The sequence below is a fragment of the Aeromonas sp. BIGb0405 genome (genome assembly GCF_024807335.1).
Classification (GTDB): domain Bacteria; phylum Pseudomonadota; class Gammaproteobacteria; order Enterobacterales; family Aeromonadaceae; genus Aeromonas; species Aeromonas rivuli.
On the sequence record NZ_JANUEP010000001.1, the window covers coordinates 827,596 to 850,120 of the forward strand.

General features: G+C 61.3%; 20 protein-coding genes. 17 read left to right on the forward strand and 3 right to left on the reverse strand.

The window, feature by feature from the left end:
• Positions 1–414: 414 nt before the first annotated feature.
• Positions 415–1,818, forward strand: coding sequence for an OprD family outer membrane porin (locus M2366_RS03840; protein WP_042041362.1), 1,404 nt, complete (start codon positions 415–417; stop codon positions 1,816–1,818).
• Between the two features lie 96 nt (positions 1,819–1,914).
• Positions 1,915–2,742 (forward strand): SDR family oxidoreductase, encoded by an 828-nt coding sequence (locus tag M2366_RS03845; RefSeq protein WP_224432336.1) that lies wholly within the window; start codon positions 1,915–1,917, stop codon positions 2,740–2,742.
• A gap of 81 nt (positions 2,743–2,823) precedes the next feature.
• Here M2366_RS03845 and M2366_RS03850 read toward each other — a convergent pair whose 3' ends face one another.
• On the reverse strand, positions 2,824–3,156 hold the full coding sequence (locus M2366_RS03850; RefSeq protein ID WP_259269005.1) for a DUF1904 domain-containing protein: 333 nt from the start codon (positions 3,154–3,156) through the stop codon (positions 2,824–2,826).
• Between the two features lie 93 nt (positions 3,157–3,249).
• Between M2366_RS03850 and M2366_RS03855 the strand changes: the two genes are divergently transcribed.
• The 6 genes from M2366_RS03855 (at position 3,250) to M2366_RS03880 (ending at position 9,023) form a co-directional block, all read left to right on the forward strand.
• Positions 3,250–4,131, forward strand: coding sequence for a TraB/GumN family protein (locus M2366_RS03855; protein ID WP_259269006.1), 882 nt, complete (start codon positions 3,250–3,252; stop codon positions 4,129–4,131).
• Positions 4,132–4,269: 138 nt separating this feature from the next.
• Positions 4,270–4,446 carry a DUF3149 domain-containing protein gene (locus M2366_RS03860; protein WP_084218167.1) on the forward strand — a complete coding sequence of 59 codons (177 nt, stop codon included), beginning with the start codon at positions 4,270–4,272 and terminating at the stop codon, positions 4,444–4,446.
• Positions 4,447–4,846: 400 nt separating this feature from the next.
• Positions 4,847–6,328: a carboxypeptidase M32 gene (locus tag M2366_RS03865; RefSeq protein ID WP_259269007.1), complete on the forward strand. Its 1,482-nt coding sequence runs from the start codon at positions 4,847–4,849 to the stop codon at positions 6,326–6,328.
• 213 nt (positions 6,329–6,541) lie between these two features.
• A complete protein-coding gene (locus M2366_RS03870; RefSeq protein WP_259269008.1) occupies positions 6,542–8,167 on the forward strand; it encodes an AlkA N-terminal domain-containing protein in 1,626 nt (541 codons plus the stop codon).
• The gene (locus tag M2366_RS03875) at positions 8,164–8,640 is read left to right on the forward strand and encodes a methylated-DNA--[protein]-cysteine S-methyltransferase (protein ID WP_259269009.1); all 477 of its coding nucleotides are present in this window, start codon (positions 8,164–8,166) and stop codon (positions 8,638–8,640) included. The genes M2366_RS03870 and M2366_RS03875 overlap by 4 nt, the downstream gene beginning before the upstream one ends.
• A 101-nt stretch (positions 8,641–8,741) precedes the next feature.
• Positions 8,742–9,023: a DUF2938 domain-containing protein gene (locus M2366_RS03880; RefSeq protein ID WP_259236502.1), complete on the forward strand. Its 282-nt coding sequence runs from the start codon at positions 8,742–8,744 to the stop codon at positions 9,021–9,023.
• A gap of 14 nt (positions 9,024–9,037) precedes the next feature.
• Here M2366_RS03880 and M2366_RS03885 read toward each other — a convergent pair whose 3' ends face one another.
• Together M2366_RS03885 and M2366_RS03890 are read right to left on the reverse strand one after the other, a co-directional pair.
• Entirely contained in the window at positions 9,038–9,646 is a 609-nt protein-coding gene (locus M2366_RS03885) for a LysE family translocator (protein ID WP_224432329.1), read from the reverse strand.
• Positions 9,647–9,821: 175 nt separating this feature from the next.
• Positions 9,822–10,742: a LysR family transcriptional regulator gene (locus M2366_RS03890; protein ID WP_259269107.1), complete on the reverse strand. Its 921-nt coding sequence runs from the start codon at positions 10,740–10,742 to the stop codon at positions 9,822–9,824.
• A gap of 263 nt (positions 10,743–11,005) precedes the next feature.
• Here M2366_RS03890 and M2366_RS03895 point away from each other — a divergent pair, with 263 nt between their 5' ends.
• The 9 genes from M2366_RS03895 (at position 11,006) to M2366_RS03935 (ending at position 22,522) form a co-directional block, all read left to right on the forward strand.
• On the forward strand, positions 11,006–12,103 hold the full coding sequence (locus M2366_RS03895; RefSeq protein ID WP_259269010.1) for a ketoacyl-ACP synthase III: 1,098 nt from the start codon (positions 11,006–11,008) through the stop codon (positions 12,101–12,103).
• Between the two features lie 269 nt (positions 12,104–12,372).
• On the forward strand, positions 12,373–13,551 hold the full coding sequence (locus tag M2366_RS03900) for a methyl-accepting chemotaxis protein (protein ID WP_259269011.1): 1,179 nt from the start codon (positions 12,373–12,375) through the stop codon (positions 13,549–13,551).
• Between the two features lie 9 nt (positions 13,552–13,560).
• Entirely contained in the window at positions 13,561–13,929 is a 369-nt protein-coding gene (locus M2366_RS03905) for a response regulator (RefSeq protein ID WP_042041350.1), read from the forward strand.
• Positions 13,930–13,980: 51 nt separating this feature from the next.
• On the forward strand, positions 13,981–14,268 hold the full coding sequence (locus M2366_RS03910) for a lipid asymmetry maintenance protein MlaB (RefSeq protein WP_259269012.1): 288 nt from the start codon (positions 13,981–13,983) through the stop codon (positions 14,266–14,268).
• Between the two features lie 19 nt (positions 14,269–14,287).
• Positions 14,288–16,480: a chemotaxis protein CheA gene (locus tag M2366_RS03915; RefSeq protein ID WP_259269013.1), complete on the forward strand. Its 2,193-nt coding sequence runs from the start codon at positions 14,288–14,290 to the stop codon at positions 16,478–16,480.
• A 13-nt stretch (positions 16,481–16,493) separates the two neighbouring features.
• Positions 16,494–18,410 (forward strand): methyl-accepting chemotaxis protein, encoded by a 1,917-nt coding sequence (locus tag M2366_RS03920; protein WP_259269014.1) that lies wholly within the window; start codon positions 16,494–16,496, stop codon positions 18,408–18,410.
• Positions 18,411–18,421: 11 nt separating this feature from the next.
• Positions 18,422–18,988: a chemotaxis protein CheW gene (locus tag M2366_RS03925; protein WP_042041345.1), complete on the forward strand. Its 567-nt coding sequence runs from the start codon at positions 18,422–18,424 to the stop codon at positions 18,986–18,988.
• Between the two features lie 49 nt (positions 18,989–19,037).
• On the forward strand, positions 19,038–21,626 hold the full coding sequence (locus tag M2366_RS03930; RefSeq protein WP_310508847.1) for a methyl-accepting chemotaxis protein: 2,589 nt from the start codon (positions 19,038–19,040) through the stop codon (positions 21,624–21,626).
• 86 nt (positions 21,627–21,712) lie between these two features.
• Positions 21,713–22,522, forward strand: coding sequence for a protein-glutamate O-methyltransferase CheR (locus tag M2366_RS03935; RefSeq protein WP_259269015.1), 810 nt, complete (start codon positions 21,713–21,715; stop codon positions 22,520–22,522).
• Positions 22,523–22,525 lie beyond the last annotated feature (3 nt).

The following is a 22,525-nucleotide window of genomic DNA, read 5'->3' on the forward strand; positions in this document are numbered from 1 at the left end:
TAACATACAAAGTTCGGCACAAGCCGCCTGCCACCGCACCGGGGTGACACAATTACATCTGAAAACGTTATCGTGCCAGTCATACCGCCGCCTGAGCGACTTTCCCCTTAATGATACATTTATTTGCACTCGGTCATATTTTTGAAACTTGGCGGGAACTTTTAATTGATATTTCGCACCGCGAACGTACTCTTGCCTTATCCGATCCGCCAAGGTCGGTACACAAAAAATAAAAGTTGTACAGAGCCAAGCACTGTTCGCGATTGATGAGCCAAGACATCGAGGCAGAACAGCGAGAGAAACGTCTTTTTTTTGCCCTTCAGGGTTTTGATTGCAATGCCAATACCGTGCGACGGCCTGATGCCAGATCGCCGGATAAAAAAGCTAAGTCCATATAATCAGGAGCAATTTAAAATGGAAAAAGTGATCTTCAAGCGTGCTGCCTTGAGTACTGCGGTCATCGCCGCGCTGCTCTCCCCCGGTTTGGCATTGGCTGCCGATGAAGTCAGCCCCGCCTATAAAGCGGCTGCCAGCAAATTCTACGAAGAGGGTAAGCTCAACGGCGGTCTCTTCTACTTCCAGCGTGACCGTGTCCGTAAAGAGGGCGCCGGTGACGGCAAGTACCACGATAACCTGGCCCACGCCACCTCCCAGATTTCCCTGAACTACAACTCCGGCCATGCCTGGGATGTAGTCGGTATCGATGTGGGTGGTTTCGGTGCCTATGACCTGTCTGTCGACGAGAGCAACGGCGTCAACGAGGAGAACGAATTCTCCTTCATCGGCACCAAGTGGGGCGACAAGATGGACGGTGTGCCCGAGGGTGGCTTCAGCCTCTCCAACGCGGCGCTGAAACTGCGCTTCATGGACGGTGCCATCACCGCCAAGGGTGGTCTGACTCAGCTCTACGTACCGGGTATCCTGGGCGTCAACTGGTCCTATCAACCCGGTACCTACCGTGGTGGTCAGATCGAGGGTAACTTCGGTGGTCTCTACCTGACCTACGCCATTGCCGACGAATACAAGGCCCCCTGGTTCAAGGAAACCGCTGGTTTCTCCAAGAAGACCATGTATGCCGGCAGCGATGTCGCCTTCAATGACGAAAACAGCATCGACTACATCCACGGTCTGGCCGCTCGCTACACCTTCGATGGCGGCACCGCGGTCACTGGCTCCTTCGGTCAATCCCAAGGCTACATGGACAGCTACCACTTCAAGCTGGCCCACAAATTTGACGTACTGGGTGGCCTGAACACCAGCTACCAGTTCTACGGCTCCAACACCGACAACGACGACTACGATGGTCTGGCATGGCAACAGGCGCTGACCGCCAGCTGGGCCATGGGTCCTTACGGCTTCCGTGCCGAGGGTCTGTACACCAAGGCTGATGGTGACCTGGGTAACTACCTGCCCCGTCTGACCACTGGCTACGCCAACTCCCAGGGTGCGAACGAGATTTGGTGGGATTCCCGCTCCGACTGGAACGAGAACGGCGAGATCGCCCTGTTTGCCGGTGTGACTCGCTCCCTGGATGACCTGGTCGGCGCCCCTGGCTGGACCGTCGGTGTCTCCGGTGCCTATGGTTGGGGCGCTCAGAATGGCGACAAGAGCCTGGATGAAGACGGCAAAGAGTGGGCCGCCAACTTCGACGTCATGTACACAGTGCAAGACGGCAAGCTGAAAGGCACCCTGTTCAAACTGCACTACACCGATTACAACAACGAACAAGACGAGAAGGGCAGCTGGTACTACCCGAACATGTTCACCTCAGAGCATGACGTCAAGTTCCACATCATCATGCCGTTTACCATTCTGTAAGCTGCTGACCATAAAGAAAAACCGGGCCAATTGGCCCGGTTTTGTTTTATGGGGTTGCGCGCTACTATGACGCCTTCCCTTCCCAAGGAGAGTGCCATGTCCCGTTTCGTGCTGATCACCGGTTGCTCAAGCGGCATAGGCCTGGCCGCCGCCCGGGCCCTCGGCGCTGCCGGCTTCACGGCCATCGCCTCGGCCAGACGCCCCGAAGACGTGACACGTTTGCAAGGGGAAGGTCTGCTGGCGGTGCGGCTGGATCTCGATGATGAAGCCAGCATTGAGGCTGGCGCCCGCGAGGCGATGCAACTGGCCGGAGGCCGCCTCTATGGCCTGTTCAATAACGGTGCCTACGGCCAGCCCGGCGCCATCGAAGATCTGCCGACCCCTGCCCTGCGTGCGCAATTCCAGACCAATCTGTTCGGCTGGCATCATCTCATTCGCCAGGTGCTGCCAAGCATGCTGGCCGCAGGCGAGGGCCGCATCGTGCAAAACAGCTCTGTGCTGGGACTGGTTGCCATGAGATATCGCGGCGCCTATAACGCCAGCAAGTTTGCCCTTGAGGGTTACACCGACACCCTGCGCCTCGAACTCAGGGGCAGCGGCGTCGAGGTCAGCCTGATAGAGCCGGGCCCTATCGACACCCGTTTTCGCGCCAATGCCCGCGCCGCGTTCTTGCATCACCTGGGCTCGGTCCGCAGTCGCCATGAAGGGGATTATCGCCTGACCCTCGCCAGGTTGGAGAAAGAGGGACCAAGCGGGCGCTTCACCCTGCCAAGTGAGGCGTGCGTGCCGCCCCTGCTCCATGCGCTAGGGAGCCGGCGCCCCCGCCATCGCTACGGGGTGACGCTGCCGACCAAGCTGTTTGCCATCTTGCGCCGCCTGCTGCCGAGTCGCTGGCTCGACGCCCTGCTCGCCAAATCCGCCTGATCTCCGTCAGCCTGGGGTAGACAGGAACAGGCCATAGCCCGTGGTTAACCGAAGTCGGGGCGGCTCCGCACAGTGACACCCTCAGTAATGCTCGCCGTTGCTGTAGTAGGCTGATTTGTCGATGGGCAACACCTGCACCACCACATGGGTCTGCTCCCCCAGCGCCTGCTTGAGATGGCGGGTGATGAGCGCCGCCGCCTCATCTTGTTGCGCCTGCGGGCGGGCAAACCAGACCAGCTCGACGAAGGGGTTGCCCCGCGCCTGCGCCCCGTCGCGCACGAAGGGATGGGTCAGGCACTCCAGGGTGACAAACTCGGGTTTACCGCCGGTCAGGGTGCAGAGATCGGCAACGAGCCGAGTGCTGATCCCTTGTACTGTCTCGATGTCGACGGCGCGAAAACGCAGGTGGGGCATGGGAAAACCTCTTGGCTGATAGTGATGAGGCCTTATCATAGACCCAAGCCATCCCATGAATCATGTGCAAACTGCCCACCGCTAAGGAGTTCCATGCCCACCCCCCGCCTGCTACTGCCCCTGCTCCTCTGGCTGCTGCTGCCAACAAGGCTGCTGGCCGAACCCGCCTTCTATCAGCTGAGCAAGGGGGACCAGCAGTTCTGGCTGCTCGGCTCCATCCATGCCGCCGAGGCGAGCATCTATCCCCTGCCGACCAGCATAGAGCGCGCCTGGGCCCAGAGTCGGGCCCTGGTCGTCGAGGTCGATATGCAGAATATCCCGAGCAGCGAATGGCAACAGATGGCGAGTCTGACGCGCTTGCCGAGCGGCCAGACCCTGGCCAGCCAGATAGAACCTGCGCTCTATCAACGCACCATAGTGGCGGCCAGACAGTTGGGCCTGCCGGATGGGAGCCTGGATGCGCTGCAACCCTGGTTTGCCGCCATCACCCTGACCCAGAGCGCCCTCGCCAAGACGGCGTTTAGCGGTCAATACGGCATCGATCAGCACTTCACCACCCTGGCCGCCAAGAGCGGCAAGCCCATACAGGGGCTGGAGAGTCTCACCGAACAGCTCGGTTACCTCGCGAGCGTGGCAGAGCATCAAGACCTGATGCTGAGTGCCACCCTGGACGAGCTGCCCGAACTCGATGCCAGCTTCGCCGCCATTCTCCAGGCGTGGCAGGATGGCGATCAGGGCCAGCTGATTGCTCTGCTCAAGGCCGACATGGCCCCTCCCGAGTTGCAACAGTGGCTGGAACAGACCCTGCTCGCCAAGCGCAACCACAACTGGCTCACTCGTCTGGGCAAGCTGCCAAACGAGAGTTTCGTGGTGGTCGGCGCCCTGCACCTGTATGGCGACCAGGGACTGCTGGCCCTGCTTGAAGGCGCGGGTTGGCGCATTGAAGCCCTGACCGAGGCCAGGTTCCAGGGCTAGGTGCAACCATGCTCGTGAGTCTGATCACAGAAGTCAGCGTCGATTAAATAAGCGGCATGGGAGTTGATCGAGATCATTCCTGCCCTCTAAAGGGGTATCTATCATGCCTGTCATCGATGGATGGCAGGAGCAGATGAGATGGATTTTTGGTTGAACCTGATGTTTGGTCACCCGGTGGGGTGGATGTCCATGCTGGTCATACTGGTGACGGCGGCCCTGATCAGCTTCTATGCCGGCTACTTCATCTACAAGGTACACAAGGCGCAGCCCCCGATAGAGGAGGTGCAGCCAGATACCAAGCCGTCCCACCACTGAACCCGTCCCAAATATCCGCAATAAAATGATATCCAGAGTAAAACGGGCGCCAAGGCGCCCGTTTTACTGCCTCTTTGCCACGCGGGACATGCGCCGCGCCGCCTGATGGCTGCACCATTGTCAGGCCTGTGTTGCGATGGCGATGACCTGCCATCCCTGAGCGCGCGCCGCCTCCTCAATCCGTCGTCACTGAGCGTGACAGCCTGCAGGTCAGCATGCCGATGCGATGGCGGGCTAAGCCAGGGATGACCGGCAAGCAACGACCCCTGAACACCGATGACTGACCAGGCGGGTGTTGGCCCGGGCGCCGGGGCGATGCTAGCATCAGGGCGCCCGCCCTTGCCAGGAGCGGGGCTGCCCACGGGCAGCAAGGACCCAAACACAATAACAAGGACCCTGTATGTCATATCAGAAGCTTGCACAGCACCAACAGCAGCTGCACCGTCTGGCACACCTTGGCGCCATCTGCGGCTGGGATCAGGCCGCCGTCATGCCAGAGGGGGGCAATGAGGCCCGCGCCGAGGCCATGGCCGAGCTGGAGGTGCTGATCCATGGCAAACGCACAGCGCCTCAGATAGCAGACTGGATTGCCGCCGCCGAGGGCGAGCCGCTCGACGAACTGCAAGGCGCCAACTTGCGCGAAATAAAACGCCATTGGCAAGATGCGAGCCTGCTGCCGAGCGATCTCGTCGAGGCATTGTCGCTCGCCGGCAGCAAGTGCGAACACGCCTGGCGCAGCCAGCGCAAGCAGAACGACTGGGCCGGTTTTGCCCCCAACCTCAAGGAGGTGGTGACCCTGTCGCGGGAGGTGGCCTCCTTGCGCGCCGAGGCGCTTGATGTCCGTCCCTATGACGCCATGCTGGCGCTCTATGAGCCGGGCATGACGAGCGCACGACTCGATGGCATCTTCGGCGATCTCAGCGCCTGGCTGCCGAACCTCATCCAGACGGTGAGCGCACGACAGCAGAGTGACGAGCTGCTTGCCCCGCAAGGCCCCTTCCCCATCGCCACCCAGCAGGCACTTGGCAAGGAGGTGATGGCACTGCTCGGCTTCGATTTCGCCCACGGCCGCCTCGACGTCAGCAGCCACCCGTTCTGCGGCGGCGTGCCGACGGATGTGCGGATCACGACCCGCTACAACGAGCAGGAGTTCGTCTCCAGCCTGATGGGCATAGTGCACGAGACGGGCCACGCCCGTTATGAGCAGGGTCTGCCACGCAATCTGCTCGGTCAGCCGGTCGCCGAGGCGCGATCCATGGGTATCCACGAGAGCCAGAGCCTGTTTTGCGAGATGCAGCTCGGCCATGATCCCGCGTTCTTGAATCTGATCGCCCCCCGTATCCAGCACCATTTCGGCACTCAGGCCGCCCTCGCCCCCGCGAATCTCGAAAAACTGTACCAGCGGGTCGAACCCGGCCTCATCCGTGTCGATGCGGACGAAGTGACCTACCCGGCGCACGTCATACTGCGCTACGAGCTGGAGCGCGATCTCATCGAGGGTCGCATCGAGGTCGCAGACATCCCCGGGTTGTGGGATATGAAGATGCAGCAGTGGCTCGGCCTGTCGACCAAGGACAATTACCAGAATGGTTGCATGCAGGACATCCACTGGACTGATGGCTCATTCGGCTACTTCCCTAGCTACACGCTCGGCGCCATGTACGCGGCGCAGCTGCGCTTCGCGCTGGAACGCAGCCTCGGTGAAACCCTGGGCAACCTGGTTGCCCAGGGGCGACTCGCCGAGGTGTTCGGCTGGTTGCAGCAAAACCTGTGGCAACACGGCAGCGCGTTCGACACGGACGAGCTGATCGCCAGGGCAACGGGCGAGGCGCTGAACCCGCAATGGCTGCGTAAACACCTCGAGCAACGCTACCTGCGCTGATGTGCGCGCCCAGCCACCTTGAGCCAGGCCCAGCCAACACAGACGCCCCCGGGCGTCTGTTTTTTTATATTGCTGTCCGATCCTGGCTAGTATCCGCCCACGACCCCGCTTACTCTGCCTATAGCAAACGCGAGTGATGGGGCCATCCCCCACCCTCGCCACCCTATTCCCAAGGCAATATTCGTGCTGCCGCACAGTCACAGGAGCCGCCCCATGGCCAGTTCAGATCCCGCGAAGCGTGCCGTTTCCGCCAGCACCGCCGCCCATGTGGTGAGCGAGGGGACCGCACCGGGCACGGATCATGCCGAGGCGCACGAGCAGGCCCGCATCGGCTTGAGTCGTGCCGAGTGTCTGGAGGCGCGGTTGGCGCACGATGCGCGTTTCGATGGCCGCTTCTTCACCGGCGTGCTGTCGACCGGCATCTATTGCCGTCCCATCTGCCCGGCGCGCGCGCCGCTTGAGCGCAACGTGCGTTATTTTCAGAGCGCCGCGAATGCGGAGCAGTTCGGGCTAAGACCCTGTCTGCGCTGTCGCCCCGAGCTTGCCCCCGGCCTACAGCAGGTGCTGCCTGAGGTGCTGACTCGCGCGCTCAGGGCGATAGATAGTGGCATGCTCGCCGAACAATCCCTGGCACAACTCGCGCGCGCGCTCGGCGTCACCGAGCGCACGCTGCGCCGCCAGTTCGAACAGCATCTCGGCGCCGCGCCGATGCAGATAGAGCAGACACGGCGTCTGCTGCTCGCGAAGCGTCTGCTCGCCGATACCCGCCTGCCGATCACCGAGATAGCCTACGCGGCCGGTTTCACGAGCATTCGCCGCTTCAATGATGCCTGGCAACACGCCTATGGCATGGCGCCGCGCACGCAGCGGGCCGCCTCCTCTCACCCATCCCTTCCCGAGCTCAAGGGGGAGACGACCTTGACGCTGCGCCTTGCCTACCGGCCCCCTTATGACGTGCACGCCATGCTGGCATTTTATCGGCTGCGCGCCATCCCGGGGCTGGAGCGAGCCGGAGCGGATTTTTACGAGCGACGCCACCGGGTTCAGGGCAGTGAGGGGTGGATCCGCGTCGAGCCAGGCCTGGGCCACAGCCTGAACGTGACGCTGAACGGTGTGACGCTGCGCGCCCTGCCGGACATCTTGCACAGGGTGCGGCGCATGTGGGATCTGGATGCAGATCTGGGACAGATAAGCGCACATCTGACCCGGGATCCGCTGTTGGCACGGCTCGCGGCGCACAGCCCTGGCGTGCGACTGCCCGCGGGCTGGAGTGATTATGAGGTGCTGCTGCGCGCCATCGTCGGCCAGCAGGTATCGGTCAAGGGTGCCATTACCATCATGGGGCGGCTGGTGGCTCGCACCGAGGCACAATTTGGCGAGGCGGCGCTGCCGACTCCGGCACAGTTGTGCGCACTGGATCTCGATGGCATCGGCATGCCCGGCAGCCGCATTCGCACGCTGCAAGGGGTCGCCGCCGCCATGGTGAGCGGCGAGCTGGTGCTGGAGGGGGATTGTGATGAGGCGTTACTCGCCCTTCCCGGCATAGGCCCCTGGACGATTGCTTACTGGCGCCTGCGCACCGGTCGCGATACGGATGCGTTTCCGGCCTCGGATCTCGTGTTGCAAAAGGCGCTCGGTACTGGACAAAAGCTGCCGGTTCCCGAGATGGAGACGCGCAGTCACCCCTGGCACCCCTGGCGCGCTTACGCCGCCAGCTGGTTATGGCACGCCATGAGCGTTGCCCCTGAACTGCTTGGCATCGAGAGTGGCCCCAGGCCGAAAAGGCCCAAGCGCGCCCCGACCGCCGCAACCCCTGACAACCCGGAGACAACATCATGATCCGTTACGACCTGCTGACCACCGACTGCGGTCCTTTGCTCATTGCCATCAATGCGCAGGGTCTGTGTCATGTGGATTTTCTGGAAGGTGAACGCCCCCTGGCCATCCAGGATGAGTGGCAGCAAGATGCCGCAGCCCTGGCCCCCTATCTGGCGGAGTTTCGCGAGTATTTTACCGGGGAGCGTCAAGAGTTCACCCTGCCACTCGCGGCCAAAGGAACCGAGTTCCAGCAAGCGGTGTGGCTGGCGCTGCGCGACATTCCCTATGGCGAGACCTGCAGCTATGGGGAGATAGCGCGTCGCATCGGCAGGCCCAAGGCGGTACGCGCCGTGGGCGCCGCCAACGGCCGCAATCCGCTCTCCATCATAGTGCCCTGCCATAGGGTGATAGGCCAAAATGGCAGCCTGACCGGCTACGCGGGGGGATTGGCGATCAAGCGGGCGCTGCTCAAGCTGGAGGGGATAGATAGTTAACGCATTGAGTCATCATCCCCCTGGCTCCGACCTCGTTGCACAGGCAGGAGCCAGGGAGATCGTCAGTGACAGATGACCCCGTGCCGAGCTGTCGCCGATAGATGGCCCATTACCTGACAGGTATCGCCTTCGCCGCACTGCTGATTGGCATCTGGGGGGGATCCTGGACTCAGGCTCCCACTCTGGGCCCGGCACTGATCATTGGCATTGGTACCGTCGTGGCGCCCTTCCTGCTCATGCAGCCAGGCATGGGCGCCGGCATCGCCGCCTCCCGCACAACGCACCCGACCTCTGCCCGGATCCAGAGTCTCATCGCCCATGGGGTGTTCGGTCTTGGCTTGTATGCATCAGGCTGGGCGATAAAGCTGCTTCATTGGGTATGAGCCTCAACAGAGGGTCAGAGCACCACTTTCAGCGCCAGTCCCAGCAGCACCAGGCCACTCAGTTTGTCGATGACGGAGGATTTGGCCTTGAGCCAGGCCAGCACGGGGCCACGGGAGAGCAGCAGGGCCACCAGCACATACCAGAGCGCGTCTATGCCACCTGCGGTCAGCATCATGATGCTCCCCTCCCGCCAACCGGTATCGGCGTGGACGAACTGGCTGAACAACGCCAGGAAGAAGATGGCAAGCTGGGGGTTGAGGAAGGCAACCATGAACCCTTCGAAGGCCCCCTGACGGCCCCGGCTCTGATGCTCACCCGCTTCGACGCCAGTGGCCTGGGGTTTGGCAAGCAGCGCCTTGATGCCGAGCCAGGCGAGGAAGGCGGCGCCGCCATAGCGGATGAGATCAAACAGCAGCGGGGTCTGAGTGATCAGGATGGCGAGGCCGAGGGCGGTGATCAGCGCATAGATCCCGACCCCCAGACCATGGCCGAGCGCGGTCGCCACCCCGTGCCGCTGCCCACCCTGTACCGTATTGCGGATGATCAATGCCAGACTGGGCCCCGGGCTGATGGCGCCCATCACGCAGATGGCAGCGAGGGCCAACCAGCTTGTCAATTCCATATCAGTGACTCCGAAAACCCATAGTGCTGGTCAAGGTAGCGCCATACCCACCATGCCAGTAGTGAAAGTTATGAATAGAATCCATAACCCATGGCTATAGCGGATCGGGTCGCACCAGTTCAGCACCCGATGCATGGGCGGTAGCCGCAACTGGCGGATGCACCGGGCGCCAAGATCAGGCCCGGCTGGCCCTCATGGTGCGCTGCAGATGCTCCTTCAGAAAAGGAAAAGCGAGTTCGCGAAACCAGCGATGTGCCGGATCCTGATGGTGACGCTGGTGCCACATCAGGTGGTACTGCTGGAAACTTGTCTGAAATGGCAGTGAGACAAAACAGAGCTGATGGCGCTGGCTCAACTGCCAGGCGATATGTGCCGGAGTCGTCATCAGGCAATCGGTGCGCAGCAAGACCTCGAGGGCAGCCTGGAAAAAAGGGACCCGGGCGAACCAACGCCGCGTCAACCCCTGCGGGGCCAGTACTTGCTCCACCGGGCTGTCTTTATCGCCGCCGCCACTCACCTGCAAGTGGGGCCAGGCCAGGTAATCTTCCAGGCTGAGCGCTCGCCCGGCGAGGGGGTGATGGCGTCCCATCAGCACCGCCAGCTGGTCCTCTCCCTGATGCAGACCCCGGATCTGATCCGGTACCAGATCCGTGATGGTGGACACGAGATCCAGGTCGGATTGCCACAATTCGGGTAACTGACGCTTGTCCCACAGGTTGTACTCCAGCGCCGCTCCCGGCGCCTGTCGGGCCAGTTCGGCACAAATATCCGGCAATATGTACTGAGCCACGTAGTCCGAGGAGGCCAGCTTGAAGACCCGCTCGCAGTCGGCGGGGGCAAAGGTGGGGGATGCATAGAGCCGCTCGATCCCGGCCAGCGACTCTCCCAGCACCACCGCAAGGGCCTCGGCCCTTGGCGTCAACAGCCAGCGTTGTCCCTCCCGAACCAGCAACGCATCGCCAAACTCCTCCCGAAGCTGGCTCAGCTGCTTGCTGATAGCCGGTTGGCTCAGATGCAAAAGCTCCGCCGCCCGGCTGAGATTGCGGGTTGCCAGCAGCACTTTCAGGGTGGGAAGCAGGTTCAGATTGGGGTTCATACTTGATGTCACGCGCGCACTCCTTGTCGGCCAAGTCCATCTTAATCCAGGGCGGCGTCATTCCCTAACCCGAGCCGAAATAGCCAACGACCTCAAGCACCTGCAACAGTTTGCAACCGGTAATCCAACCCGACGCAGCGCTTCATCCCCATGCCCCCCCAAGATGACCACTGGATGACAGATCCCGGCCATTACGCCATAATTGCGCCACTTTTCGCCTCATGCTTCGCCCGATTGAGGGCCCTCAGACAAGTGGTCACACCATGAATTACGCCAATATCACAGGTTGGGGAAAATGCCTGCCCCCCGCAGTGCTGAGCAATGACGATCTCTGCACCATCATGGCAACATCGGATGAGTGGATCCACTCCCGCACCGGCATCAAGGCCCGCCGAGTCTCCCATGTCAGCACCTCTGCCCTCGCCACCCTGGCCGCTCGTCGCGCCCTGGCCTGTGCCGGCCTCGATGCCGACCAACTCGATGGCATCATACTCGCGACCGCCACCCCGGGGACGCTGGTACCGAACGGCGCCTCAGCGGTGCAGCAAGCGCTGGGAGCGCACAATGCCGCCGTATTCGACCTCAATGCCGCCTGTACGGGATTTGTCTATGCCCTCTCGGTGGCCACCGCCCTGGTGCAGACCGGCATGATGAAGAAGGTGCTGGTGATAGGCGCCGAACGCCTGACCACACTGCTGGACTGGGCCAAGCGGGACACCGCCGTCTTGTTTGGTGATGGCGCCGGGGCCGTGGTGGTCGAGGCAAGCCACCAGCAAGCTGGGCTCATCGCCAACAAGCTGGGGTGTGACGGCGAGGCGCGCGAGATCCTGCACATCCCGAACTTTGGCACTGATCGCATCCGTTTCGCCGATATTGATGGCCTGTTCACCTTCAACTTCGAAGGTCAGGAGATCTTCAAACGCGCGGTACGTGGCATGGGTGAGGCGATCGGCGCCGTGTTGGCCCAGGCCAATATCAGCCCGGAGCAGGTCGACCTCATGGTGCCCCATCAGGCCAATATCCGCATCATAGAGACCCTCGCCAAGCGCATGAATGCCCCCATGGACAAGGTGATGATCAACATCGAAAACTATGGCAACACCTCCGCTGCCACAGTCCCTATCGCCCTGTGCGAGGCACTGGAGCAGGGCCGAGTCGCCCCCGATAGCTGGCTGCTCACCGCCGCCTTCGGCGCAGGCCTGACCTGGGGCGCCGCCCTCATCAAGTGGGGGGACAGGGTCACCCCGCTTCGCCACTGTGATGCCGAGCTCCCTCCTTGCGAGCAGACGGGCCTTGAACTCATTGCCCATGCCGTCGCGGGTTGCCAGCAGGCCGCTCGCCCGGAAGGATCCGCGTCGTAGCGAGGCGCTCCTCTGCGAGCGTCAGTCGCGGGTTTTCTGCAAGCGCTCTTTCACGAAGTAAGTTCCATAAGAGGATGGTCTAGTGCCATCCTCTGCCTCACCCCTCCCCCGGTTCATCCCCTCTCCACGCTTTATCTTGCTGATCCCTTGCCTTTTTTCTTTTTGAGCTACCATTACTGAGCAATCGATTATTAGCGGCATTTGCTTGTGCTTCCCAGCCCTTAAATAAGTACCGATTGCTCCCCTCGTGTTCACGGATGAGCTCACGTATGGCAAAACAAAACGCTATCTTCCCCGGTCGGGCGCCCCTCTTCTGGCTGCTCACCATGGCAGTGATCAACGGGATCCTGCTCTGTATCCAGGCCCAGGGGATACCTTATCCCTATCTGGCCCTCAACCTGGCATCGGCTCTGATCTTTGGCATCTGGCTCAGTCGCCACCAGACCAGCGCACAGCAACCTGCCCCTGAGAACCTGCAACCTGTGGTGGCGCCTGCCCTGGCTGGACTGGAGCAGGTCTGCGAACAGGCCGTCCCCATTTGGACCAAGCAGATCGAGAACTCCCGCCAGCAGAGTGAGGGAGCCATGATCAGCCTCACCGAACGCTTCGTCGGCATCTCCACCAAGCTCGAAGAGGCGGTCGCCGCGTCCCATCACGCAGCCGGGGATCTGGCCGGTGAAAACTCGCAAGGCATGGCCGCCGTGCTGACCGAGAGTCAGCAACAGCTCAATGCCGTGCTGGCCAGCATGCACAGGGCCCAGCAGAACAGGGACGCCATGCTGGCGGAGATCAAGGGGCTCACCGCCTATACCCAGGAGCTCAATGCCATGGCCCTGGATGTGGCCAAGATAGCGTCCCAAACCAATCTGCTCGCCCTCAATGCGGCCATCGAAGCGGCCCGGGCCGGCGAGGCGGGTCGCGGCTTCGCCGTGGTTGCCGGCGAGGTGCGCACCCTGTCGCACTTGTCGAGTGAGACGGCCAAGAAGATGTCCGGCAAGGTCGATACCATCAACACCGGCATTGGTCAGGTGCTCCAGATAGCCGAGTTGGCGGCAACCAAGGATCACGAGTCCGTTGCGAACTCGGAGCAATCCATAGAACAAGTGTTGACCCGCTTTCGCAGTGCCACCGCCAGCCTGGCCGAGTCTGCGGCCCTCTTGCAACACGAGAGCAGCGGCATCCATGCCGAGATATCTGACGTCATCGTCTCTCTCCAGTTCCAGGACAGGGTCAGCCAGATCCTCAGCCATGTTCGCCAGAACATGGAGAGCCTGTCTGACCACCTCATTGCGGCGAAACAGGCTCCAGCCCATGAACGGCTCGCCATCGATGCCGAGCGCTGGCTGTCGGACATGGAGCTCTCCTATGCCACCGACGAACAGCGCAATATCCACCATGGCAAGCACGCCGCCGCACAGAAAACAGACACTGACATCACCTTTTTTTAGGAGCTAAGCATGGGAAAAACCATCTTGATCGTGGATGACTCGGCCACCATTCGTCAGGTTGTCGGCATGACTCTCAAAACCGCTGGCTACGATGTCATCGATGCCTGCGATGGTCGGGATGCCTTGCGCAAACTCGATGGCAAGAAGATCAACCTCATCATCAGTGACGTCAATATGCCAAATATGGACGGGATCAGCTTCGTCAAGGAGGCCAAGAAGCTGCCCAGCTACAAATTCACTCCCATCATCATGCTGACCACCGAATCCCAGGACAGCAAGAAGCAGGAGGGGCAGGCAGCCGGGGCCAAGGCCTGGGTCGTCAAGCCGTTCCAACCGGAACAGATGTTGGCCGCCGTCGCCAAACTCATCATGCCTTAGTCAGAGGTGCCTATGCCGCTACATGCCGAACGAATGTCAGACAAGATCGCCATGAAACTGGAAGGAGAAATGACCATCTACCATGCCTGCGAACTCAAGGAACAGATGAGCGAGTGGCTGGAGCAGCCGCAAGAGATTGAGATGGACCTGTCCGGTGTCAGCGAAATAGACAGCGCCGGCCTGCAACTGCTGATCGCCGCCAAGCAAGCGTCCCAAGCCAAGGGGCGTAGCCTGCATCTGCTGTTTCACAGTCAGGCCGTGCTCGATGCCATAGAGCTGTGCAACCTCTCCGGCTTCTTCGGCGATCCCACTCTGCTGCGCTACACCCTCAACGACTAGACCGACAAGGAGCCCGAGCATGGATCTGGATCAGGCGTTACAAACCTACCTTGTCGAGGCACGGGAGTTGCTGGAGGAGATGGAATCTTCCCTGCTGCGCCTGGAGTCGACCCCGGACGATGACGAACTGATCGGTGCCGTATTCCGGGCCGCCCACACCATCAAGGGTTCGGCTGGCCTGTTCGGGCTGGCCCCCATCATAGGCTTTACCCACATCGTCGAGGACATACTCGATCAGGTGCGCAATCACCGGCTCGCCATCTCTGCCGAGCTGATCAAGCTGCTGCTGGAGAGCTGCGATCACATCAATCTGCTGGTCAATATCGTGGTCGAGCAGGGGGATGAACCTGGGCCGGCCGAGCTTGCCCAGGATGGGGCGCTGCGTGAGCGCCTGCAGATCTATCAGCAGGATGATATAGCCCCCCTGGCAATGCTCCCCAGGAGCCAGCCCAGCCCCGTCGAGCGACAAGACCAGGGTCCGCAGGCCATGACCGGGCTGTGGCATATCTCCCTGCGTTTTGGACAAGAGGTGTTCAAACACGGCATGGAGCCCACCTCGTTTCTGCGCTACCTCGCCACGCTGGGGGAAATAGTCTCGATAGAGACCATCACCATGGCCCTGCCCGACTGGCAAGGGTTCGACCCCGAGAACTGCTATCTCGGTTACGAGATCGACTTCGACTCCACCGCCAGCAAGGAGAGCATCAGCGAGGTGTTCGAATTCGTGCGCGACGACTGCCAGATCCTGATACTGCCTCCCCACAGCAAACTGGCAGAGTACCTGGCGCTGATCGAGGCGCTGCCGGAAGACAACGAGATGCTGGGCCAGTTGCTGGTCAAGACAGGGGCCCTCACCCAGCTCGAACTGGAGGCGGCCCTGCGCCTGCAGGATCGCCATGGGCAGATCCCTCATGCCCGGCTCGGCGAGATCCTCATCTCCCAGGGCGCCGTGGACGAGGTGGTGGTCGATGCCGCCCTCAGGAAACAGAGCCAGGGCAAGGAGCAGCGCTTCGTGCGGGTACACGCCGACAAACTGGATGACCTCATCAACCTGGTCGGCGAGTTGGTGGTGGCAAGCTCGGGAGCCAATTTGCTGGCCCAGCGTTCCCGCGACAGTCAGCTGCTGGAGGCGACCTCTGTCATCGCCATGCTGGTCGAGGAGATCCGCGACGGCGCCCTGCACCTGCGCATGGTGCCCATCGGCGAGACTTTCAACCGTTTCCAGAGGGTGGTACGGGACGTGAGCCAGGAGCTTGGCAAAGAGATCACCCTGCGCATCTCGGGGGCCGATACCGAACTCGACAAGTCGGTGGTGGAGAAAATTGGCGATCCCTTGATGCACCTGGTGCGCAATGCCATGGATCACGGCATCGAATCGGCCGAGCGCCGTCAGCAGGCTGGCAAGCCGAACCAGGGCATCCTCACCCTCAACGCCTTTCATGACTCCGGTAGCATAGTCCTCGAGATCCAAGACGATGGCGCCGGGCTCGACAAGGAGCGGATCCTCAAGAAAGCCCTCGAACGCGACATCATTGTCCCGGGGCAACAGCTCAGCGAGCAGGATATCTACCAGCTCATCTTCGAGCCGGGTTTTTCCACCGCCGAGGCAGTCACCAATTTGTCCGGGCGCGGGGTCGGCATGGATGTGGTCAAACGCAACATTCAGGCGCTGCGTGGCAGCGTCGAACTGTATAGCGAAGCCGGCAAGGGCACCCTGGTCCGGATCCGCCTGCCCCTGACCCTGGCCATCATAGACGGCTTCCTGGTGCGGGTTGGCAGCGCTCACTACGTCATCCCCCTGGACATGGTGATCGAGTGTGTCGAGCTGACCGAAGATGCACTGCAAGACACCCTGGGACGCGACTACATCAACCTGCGCGGCGAGGTGCTGCCCTTCGTTCGTCTGCAACAGCATTTCGACATCCAGAGCCAGCCGGGACGACGGGAAAACATAGTGGTAGTGAGCCATGGCGGTCAAAAATCCGGACTGGTGGTGGACGAACTGCTGGGGGAGCTGCAAACCGTCATCAAGCCCCTCGGCAAACTGTTCAACCATCTGCGCGGCATCAGCGGCTCCTCCATCCTCGGAGGGGGTGACATCGCCCTGATCCTGGATATCCCCGCCTTGATGCAGTCGGCCATCCAGCGGGAGTTACATCAGCTGGGCCATCAGGGCGCGGGGCATGTTCCGTCCCCATCGAGTATCAACTGAATAGGAGCAAGCCATGTTCAAGGATGCCACCATCAAGACCCGCCTCTTTCTGCTGCTCGGCGCGCTCTGCGCGTTGCTATTGCTGCTGAGCAGCCTGGGCCTGTACGGCATGCACCACGGCAATCAGGGCCTGCTGCGGGTCTATCAGGACAGGGTCGTGCCCCTCAAGCAACTCAAGGAGATATCGGATCTGTACGCCGTCGCCATCATCGATAACGTCAACAAGGCAAATGCGGGCCTCATCAGCGCCGAGGTGGCACTCAAGGAGCTTAAAGATGCCCAGCAGCAGATTGAACAGGTATGGCAAGCCTATCAGGCAACCCGTCTCACCGAAGATGAACAGCGGCTATCGGCCCAGGCCATCAACCTGTTCGAGGCGGCAAACCGGGATCTCAATTTGCTCACCCACCGCCTGGCGACCCAGCATGGCCTGGTAACGGGGACACTGGATGAGTTCGATGGCCGCCTCTATGGGACCATAGATCCCATCAGCAGCAAGGTAACCGAGCTGGTCAACCTGCAACTCGAGGTTGCCAAGGCCGAATTTGAACGGGCTCAATCCGCTTATCACAGCCTGCTGCCCACTGTGGTAGTGGGTATAGTCCTGGGGCTGATGGTAGCCATCTGGTTTGGCCTGCGCCTTATTCGCAGCATCACAGGCCCCATCAATCAGGCACTCAAAGCCGCCCGTCAGTTGGCCGAGGGGGATCTTGACGTCAAGCTGGAGATCCACTCCCGCGACGAGGCGGGGCAGCTGCTTGAGGCCATGCAATACATGGTCGACAAGCTGGGGGCCCTCATCAACGACATAGAGCAGCAGGTGAGCGCCGCCGTGGAGCAGGGCGACTTCAGCTACCGTATCAGCCTGGAACAGCGTCAGGGGTATGTGAAGCGACTGAGCGAGCTGCTCAATCGCCTCTCCGAGGTGACGGATACCAGCCTGGGAGATGTGATGCGCATCGCCACTGCCTTGGCCAAGGGAGACCTGACCCAGCGCATAGAACAACCCTATCCGGGCGTGTTCGGTCGCACCAAGGATGGTCTCAACGACACCATCACAGCCCTCACCAACATCATCGACGAGGTACGCAGCGCCACCGACAACCTGAGCAATGCCTCCAATCAGGTCAGTGTCACGGCCCAATCCCTGAGTCAGGCCACCAGCGAGCAGGCGGCCAGCGTCGAGCAAACCAGCGCGGCCGTCGAGCAGATGAGTGCCAGCATCAACCAGAACACGGACAACGCCCGCCAGACGGATGCCATGGCCGGTCAGGCGGCCCGGGAGGCGGGAGAAGGCGGTGCCTCTGTGCAACAAACCGTGACCGCCATGCAGCAGATAGCGCGCAAGGTGAGCATCATAGATGACATCGCCTACCAGACGAATCTGTTGGCCCTCAACGCGGCCATCGAAGCGGCCAGAGCGGGCGAACATGGTAAAGGTTTTGCCGTGGTGGCCGCCGAGGTGCGCAAGCTGGCCGAACGCAGCCAGGTCGCTGCTCAGGAAATTAGCGAGCTGTCGAGCAGCAGTGTGGAACAGGCCGAGCTGGCTGGCGAGCTGCTGGTACGGATAGTCCCCTCCATTCGCAAGACCTCGGATCTGGTACAGGAGATCAGTGCCGCCTCCGGCGAACAGGCGGGCGCAGTGACCCAGATAAGCCAGGCGATGAACCAGCTCAATCAGGTAACCCAGCAGAACGCGGCCAGCAGCGAGGAGCTGGCCGCCACGGCCGAAGAGATGAGTAGCCAAGCCGGGGATCTGCAACAGACCATGGACTTCTTCACCCTGGCAAGCGCCCCCGCCCGCAGCGTGGGTGCCAGTCAAATCAGAGTCAAAACCGCCCAACCCCGAGGCCACTTTCTGACCCCACCCCAGAGCGCACCCACGGGTCACAAGAGCCCGGTGGATGACGCCGACTTTATTCGTTTCTGACCGGAGGCCCCATGAATCCATCCACCGCACTGACCCTCGCCTCTCCCCTGCTGCCCTCCGTGGCCCAGGGAGATGCCCAGTACCTCACCTTCGTCATCAACGGCGAGATGTTTGCCATCAACATACTCGGGGTCAAGGAGATCCTCGAATACGGCAACATCACCCCCATCCCCCTGATGCCCGACTTTATTCGTGGTGTCATCAACCTGCGCGGCGCCGTCGTGTCCGTGGTCGATCTCAATGCCCGCTTCGGCAATATCGCCTCGACCATCACCCGCCGCAGTTGCATCGTCATCATAGAGGTCTTGAGCCAGGAGGGAGAACATCAGGGGGAGACCCAGGACATTGGGGTGGTGGTAGATGCCGTCTCCGAGGTGCTCACCATACCGCGCAACGAGATAGAGCCGCCCCCCAGCTTCGGCGCCAAGATCCGCGCCGACTTCATCAGCGGCATGGGCAAGGTCAATGGCAGATTCGTCATCTTGCTCAACACCCAAAAGGTGCTCTCCATCGACGAGATGGCGCAACTTCACGATCTATCCCATCGCCCGGACGCGGCCATGGCAGTGACCCAATAGTAAGGTACCCGACTTCTATCACCTGAGTGTCAGCACAAGGATAAGGCTCATGACTCAATCATTTTTCGGCAAGCTGTTTGGCAACAACGACGATCACCCCCAGCTGTTGTCCCAGTTAACCCAGACCCTGGGCGATGCCAGGGCCATCAACCTGGCCGCAGCCAGTGGCCAGTTCGAGCAGCCCTTGCCCCTCACCGGGCTCGGTGGCCCCTTGCTGGAGCTCTGTCAGGAGTTCAATCTTCTGCTCGATCGCCTCGGCCAGACGGTGCGCAACAACCTGGCCGAGGCCCAGACCAGTCAACAGCTTCATACCGAAAACTTCCGGGTGCGCAAGGCCCTCGACGGTGCCACGACCAACCTGATGATCGCCGACACAGACCTCAACATCATCTACATGAACGAGGCGATCAAGGAGATGCTCAGCCTGGCCGAAAGCGACATCAAGAAGGAGCTGACCGCCTTTGATGTCAAGCAGCTGATGGGCAAGAACATCGACAGCTTTCACAAGAATCCTTCCCACCAGCGGGCCATGCTGGCCAAGCTCGACAAAACCTACCGCACCCAGATAGCCCTGGGTGGTCGCATCTTCTCCCTCATCGCCAGCCCCGTCGTCAACAATGAAGGCGATCGGCTCGGCACAGTAGTGGAGTGGAACGATCTCACCAAAGAGGTCGCCATCGAGAACGAGATAAAGGCCGCCAACACCGCCGCCAAGCTGGCATCCGAGGAGAGCCTGAGGGTGAAGAAGGCGCTGGACTGCGCCACCACCAACGTGATGATCGCCGACAACAACCTCGACATCATCTATATGAACGAAGCGGTCGGCACCATGCTGCTCGACGCCGAGCCGGACATCAAGACCGATCTGCCCCACTTCAACGCCAGTCAGTTGATGGGTAAAAACATCGACATCTTCCACAAGAACCCGAGCCACCAGCGCACCATGCTGGCCAAACTCGCCAGTACTCACCGCGCTCAGATACTGCTCGGCGGGCGCACCTTCGCCCTGGTCGCCAACCCTGTGTTCAGCGATAGTGGTGAACGGCTCGGCACCGTGGTTGAGTGGAACGATCGCACCAAGGAGGTCGCCATCGAGTTGGAGGTCAAGGCCGCCAACGCCGCCGCCAAGCAGGCATCCGACGAGAGCATGAGGGTCAAGAAGGCGCTGGACTGCGCCACCACCAACGTCATGATCGCCGACAACGACCTCGACATCATCTACATGAACGAGTCGGTCAAGGTCATGCTGGCCGAGGCCGAGCGCGATATCAAGACAGAGCTGCCCCACTTCAACACCAGCCAGCTGATGGGCAGCAACATAGATACCTTCCACAAGAACCCCAGCCACCAGCGCGGCATGCTGGCCAAATTGGCCAACACCTATCGCACCCAGATCCAGCTCGGCGGGCGCACCTTCTCCCTGGTCGCCAACCCTGTGTTCAGCGATGCGGGCGAGCGACTCGGTTCAGTGGTGGAGTGGGACGACCGCACCAAGGAGGTCGCCGTCGAACGGGAGGTATCCGACATTGTGCAAGCCGTCATCGATGGCGAGCTGAGCAAACGCATGGCCCTCGGTGACAAGGCTGGCTTCTTCAAGAACTTGGGGGAAGGCATTAACAAGATTGCCGAGGTCATCGACACCAGCCTCAAGGACGTGATCCGGGTGGTTCAGGCCCTGGCCGAAGGGGATCTGACCCAAAAGGTCGAGGCGAACTACCCCGGGGTCTTTGGCACCACCAAGGATGCCCTGAACCAGACCATCACGGCCCTCACCACCATAGTCACAGAGGTGCGCAGCGCCTCGGACAACCTGTCCAGCGCCTCGGAACAGGTCAGCGCCACCGCCCAGAGCATCAGCCAATCGAGCAGTGAACAGGCCTCGAGCATGGAGGAGACCAGCGCCTCCATCGAGCAGATGAGCGCCAGCATCAACCAGAATACCGAGAACGCCCAGGTCACCGATGGCATGGCAAGCAAGGCCGCCAAGGAGGCGATAGAAGGGGGCGGCGCGGTCAAGCAGACGGTGGATGCCATGAAGCAGATAGCCAAACGCATCAGCATCATCGATGACATCGCCTACCAGACGAACCTGCTGGCACTCAACGCGGCCATAGAAGCAGCCCGGGCTGGCGATCATGGCAAGGGATTTGCCGTGGTGGCGGCCGAGGTGCGCAAGCTGGCAGAACGCAGCCAGGTCGCGGCCCAGGAGATTGGCGAGCTGGCCTCCAGCAGTGTCGACATGGCAGAGCGCGCGGGAGAGTTGCTCGATCAAATCGTGCCCTCCATCAACCGAACCTCGGATCTGGTGCAGGAGATCAGTGCCGCCTCGGCGGAACAATCCACCGGGGTCAGCCAGATCAACAAGGCCATGAGCCAGCTCAGCCAGGTGACCCAGCAGAACGCATCCAGCAGTGAGGAGCTGGCCGCCACCGCGGAGGAGATGAGCGGCCAGGCCGAACAGCTGCAACAATCCATGGGCTTCTTCACCCTGGCGCAGCACAGGACGGTGACCGAACTCAGGGTGCCGACCCCACGAGGAAACAGCCGCGGCCGCTTCCTCAATCAGGAGGGATCGCCGCAGGAGATCTCGGTCGCTCATGGCAAAAGTCAGAGCGACGGTGATTTTGTGCGCTTCTGATGCGCCGTTGAGCCAGGAGGGCGGGGAGCCAAGGCTTCCCGCTCGCTCCGGTCAGCGACCGGATACACCACACAAGGAAGGCGAACTTGCTGGAACATGCCGCCCTGAGCGATCAGGAATTCAGCCAATTTCAGCGCTGGCTGCATCAAGCCACCGGCATCGATCTCTCCCCTGCCAAGAAGACACTGGTCAGCAGTCGGCTGGCCAAACGGCTCTCCCACTACCAGTTGCCGAGTTTTGGGGATTACTTTCACCTCATCATGGGCGATTCGGCCAAGCTGGAGCTGCAACTGGCCCTGGACTTGCTGACCACCAATGAGACCTACTTCTTTCGCGAACCCAAACATTTCGAATTCCTGAGCGAGCAGATAGTGCCCCACTTCCCGCGGGAGCGTGCGCTGCGGATCTGGAGCGCGGCCAGCTCCTCGGGGGAAGAGGCCTACAGCCTCGCCATGACCCTGGCAGAGCGCCGCGTCGCGGCCCCCTGGGAGATCATCGCCTCCGATATCAGCTCCCGGGTTCTGACCCAGGCCAAGACTGGCCTCTATGCCATAGAGCGGGCCCACAACATACCGACCGCCTACCTGATGAAATACTGCCTCAAGGGCATAGGTCAGCAAGAGGGCACCTTCCTCATCGACCGCAAGCTCAAGGAGAGGGTGCATTTCAGCCAGGTCAACCTCAACAAGCCGCTGCCGGATCTCGGCCAATTCGACCTCATCTTCATCCGCAACGTGATGATCTACTTCAACCGGGAGACCAAGGAGCAAGTGCTCGCCCGCCTGCTTCCCCTGCTGCGTCAGGGGGGCTATCTCATCATCAGCCATGCCGAGAGTCTGCATGGCCTCCAGACTGGCCTGCAGCTGGTCTCCCCTTCCATCTATCGCAAACCCTGAGCC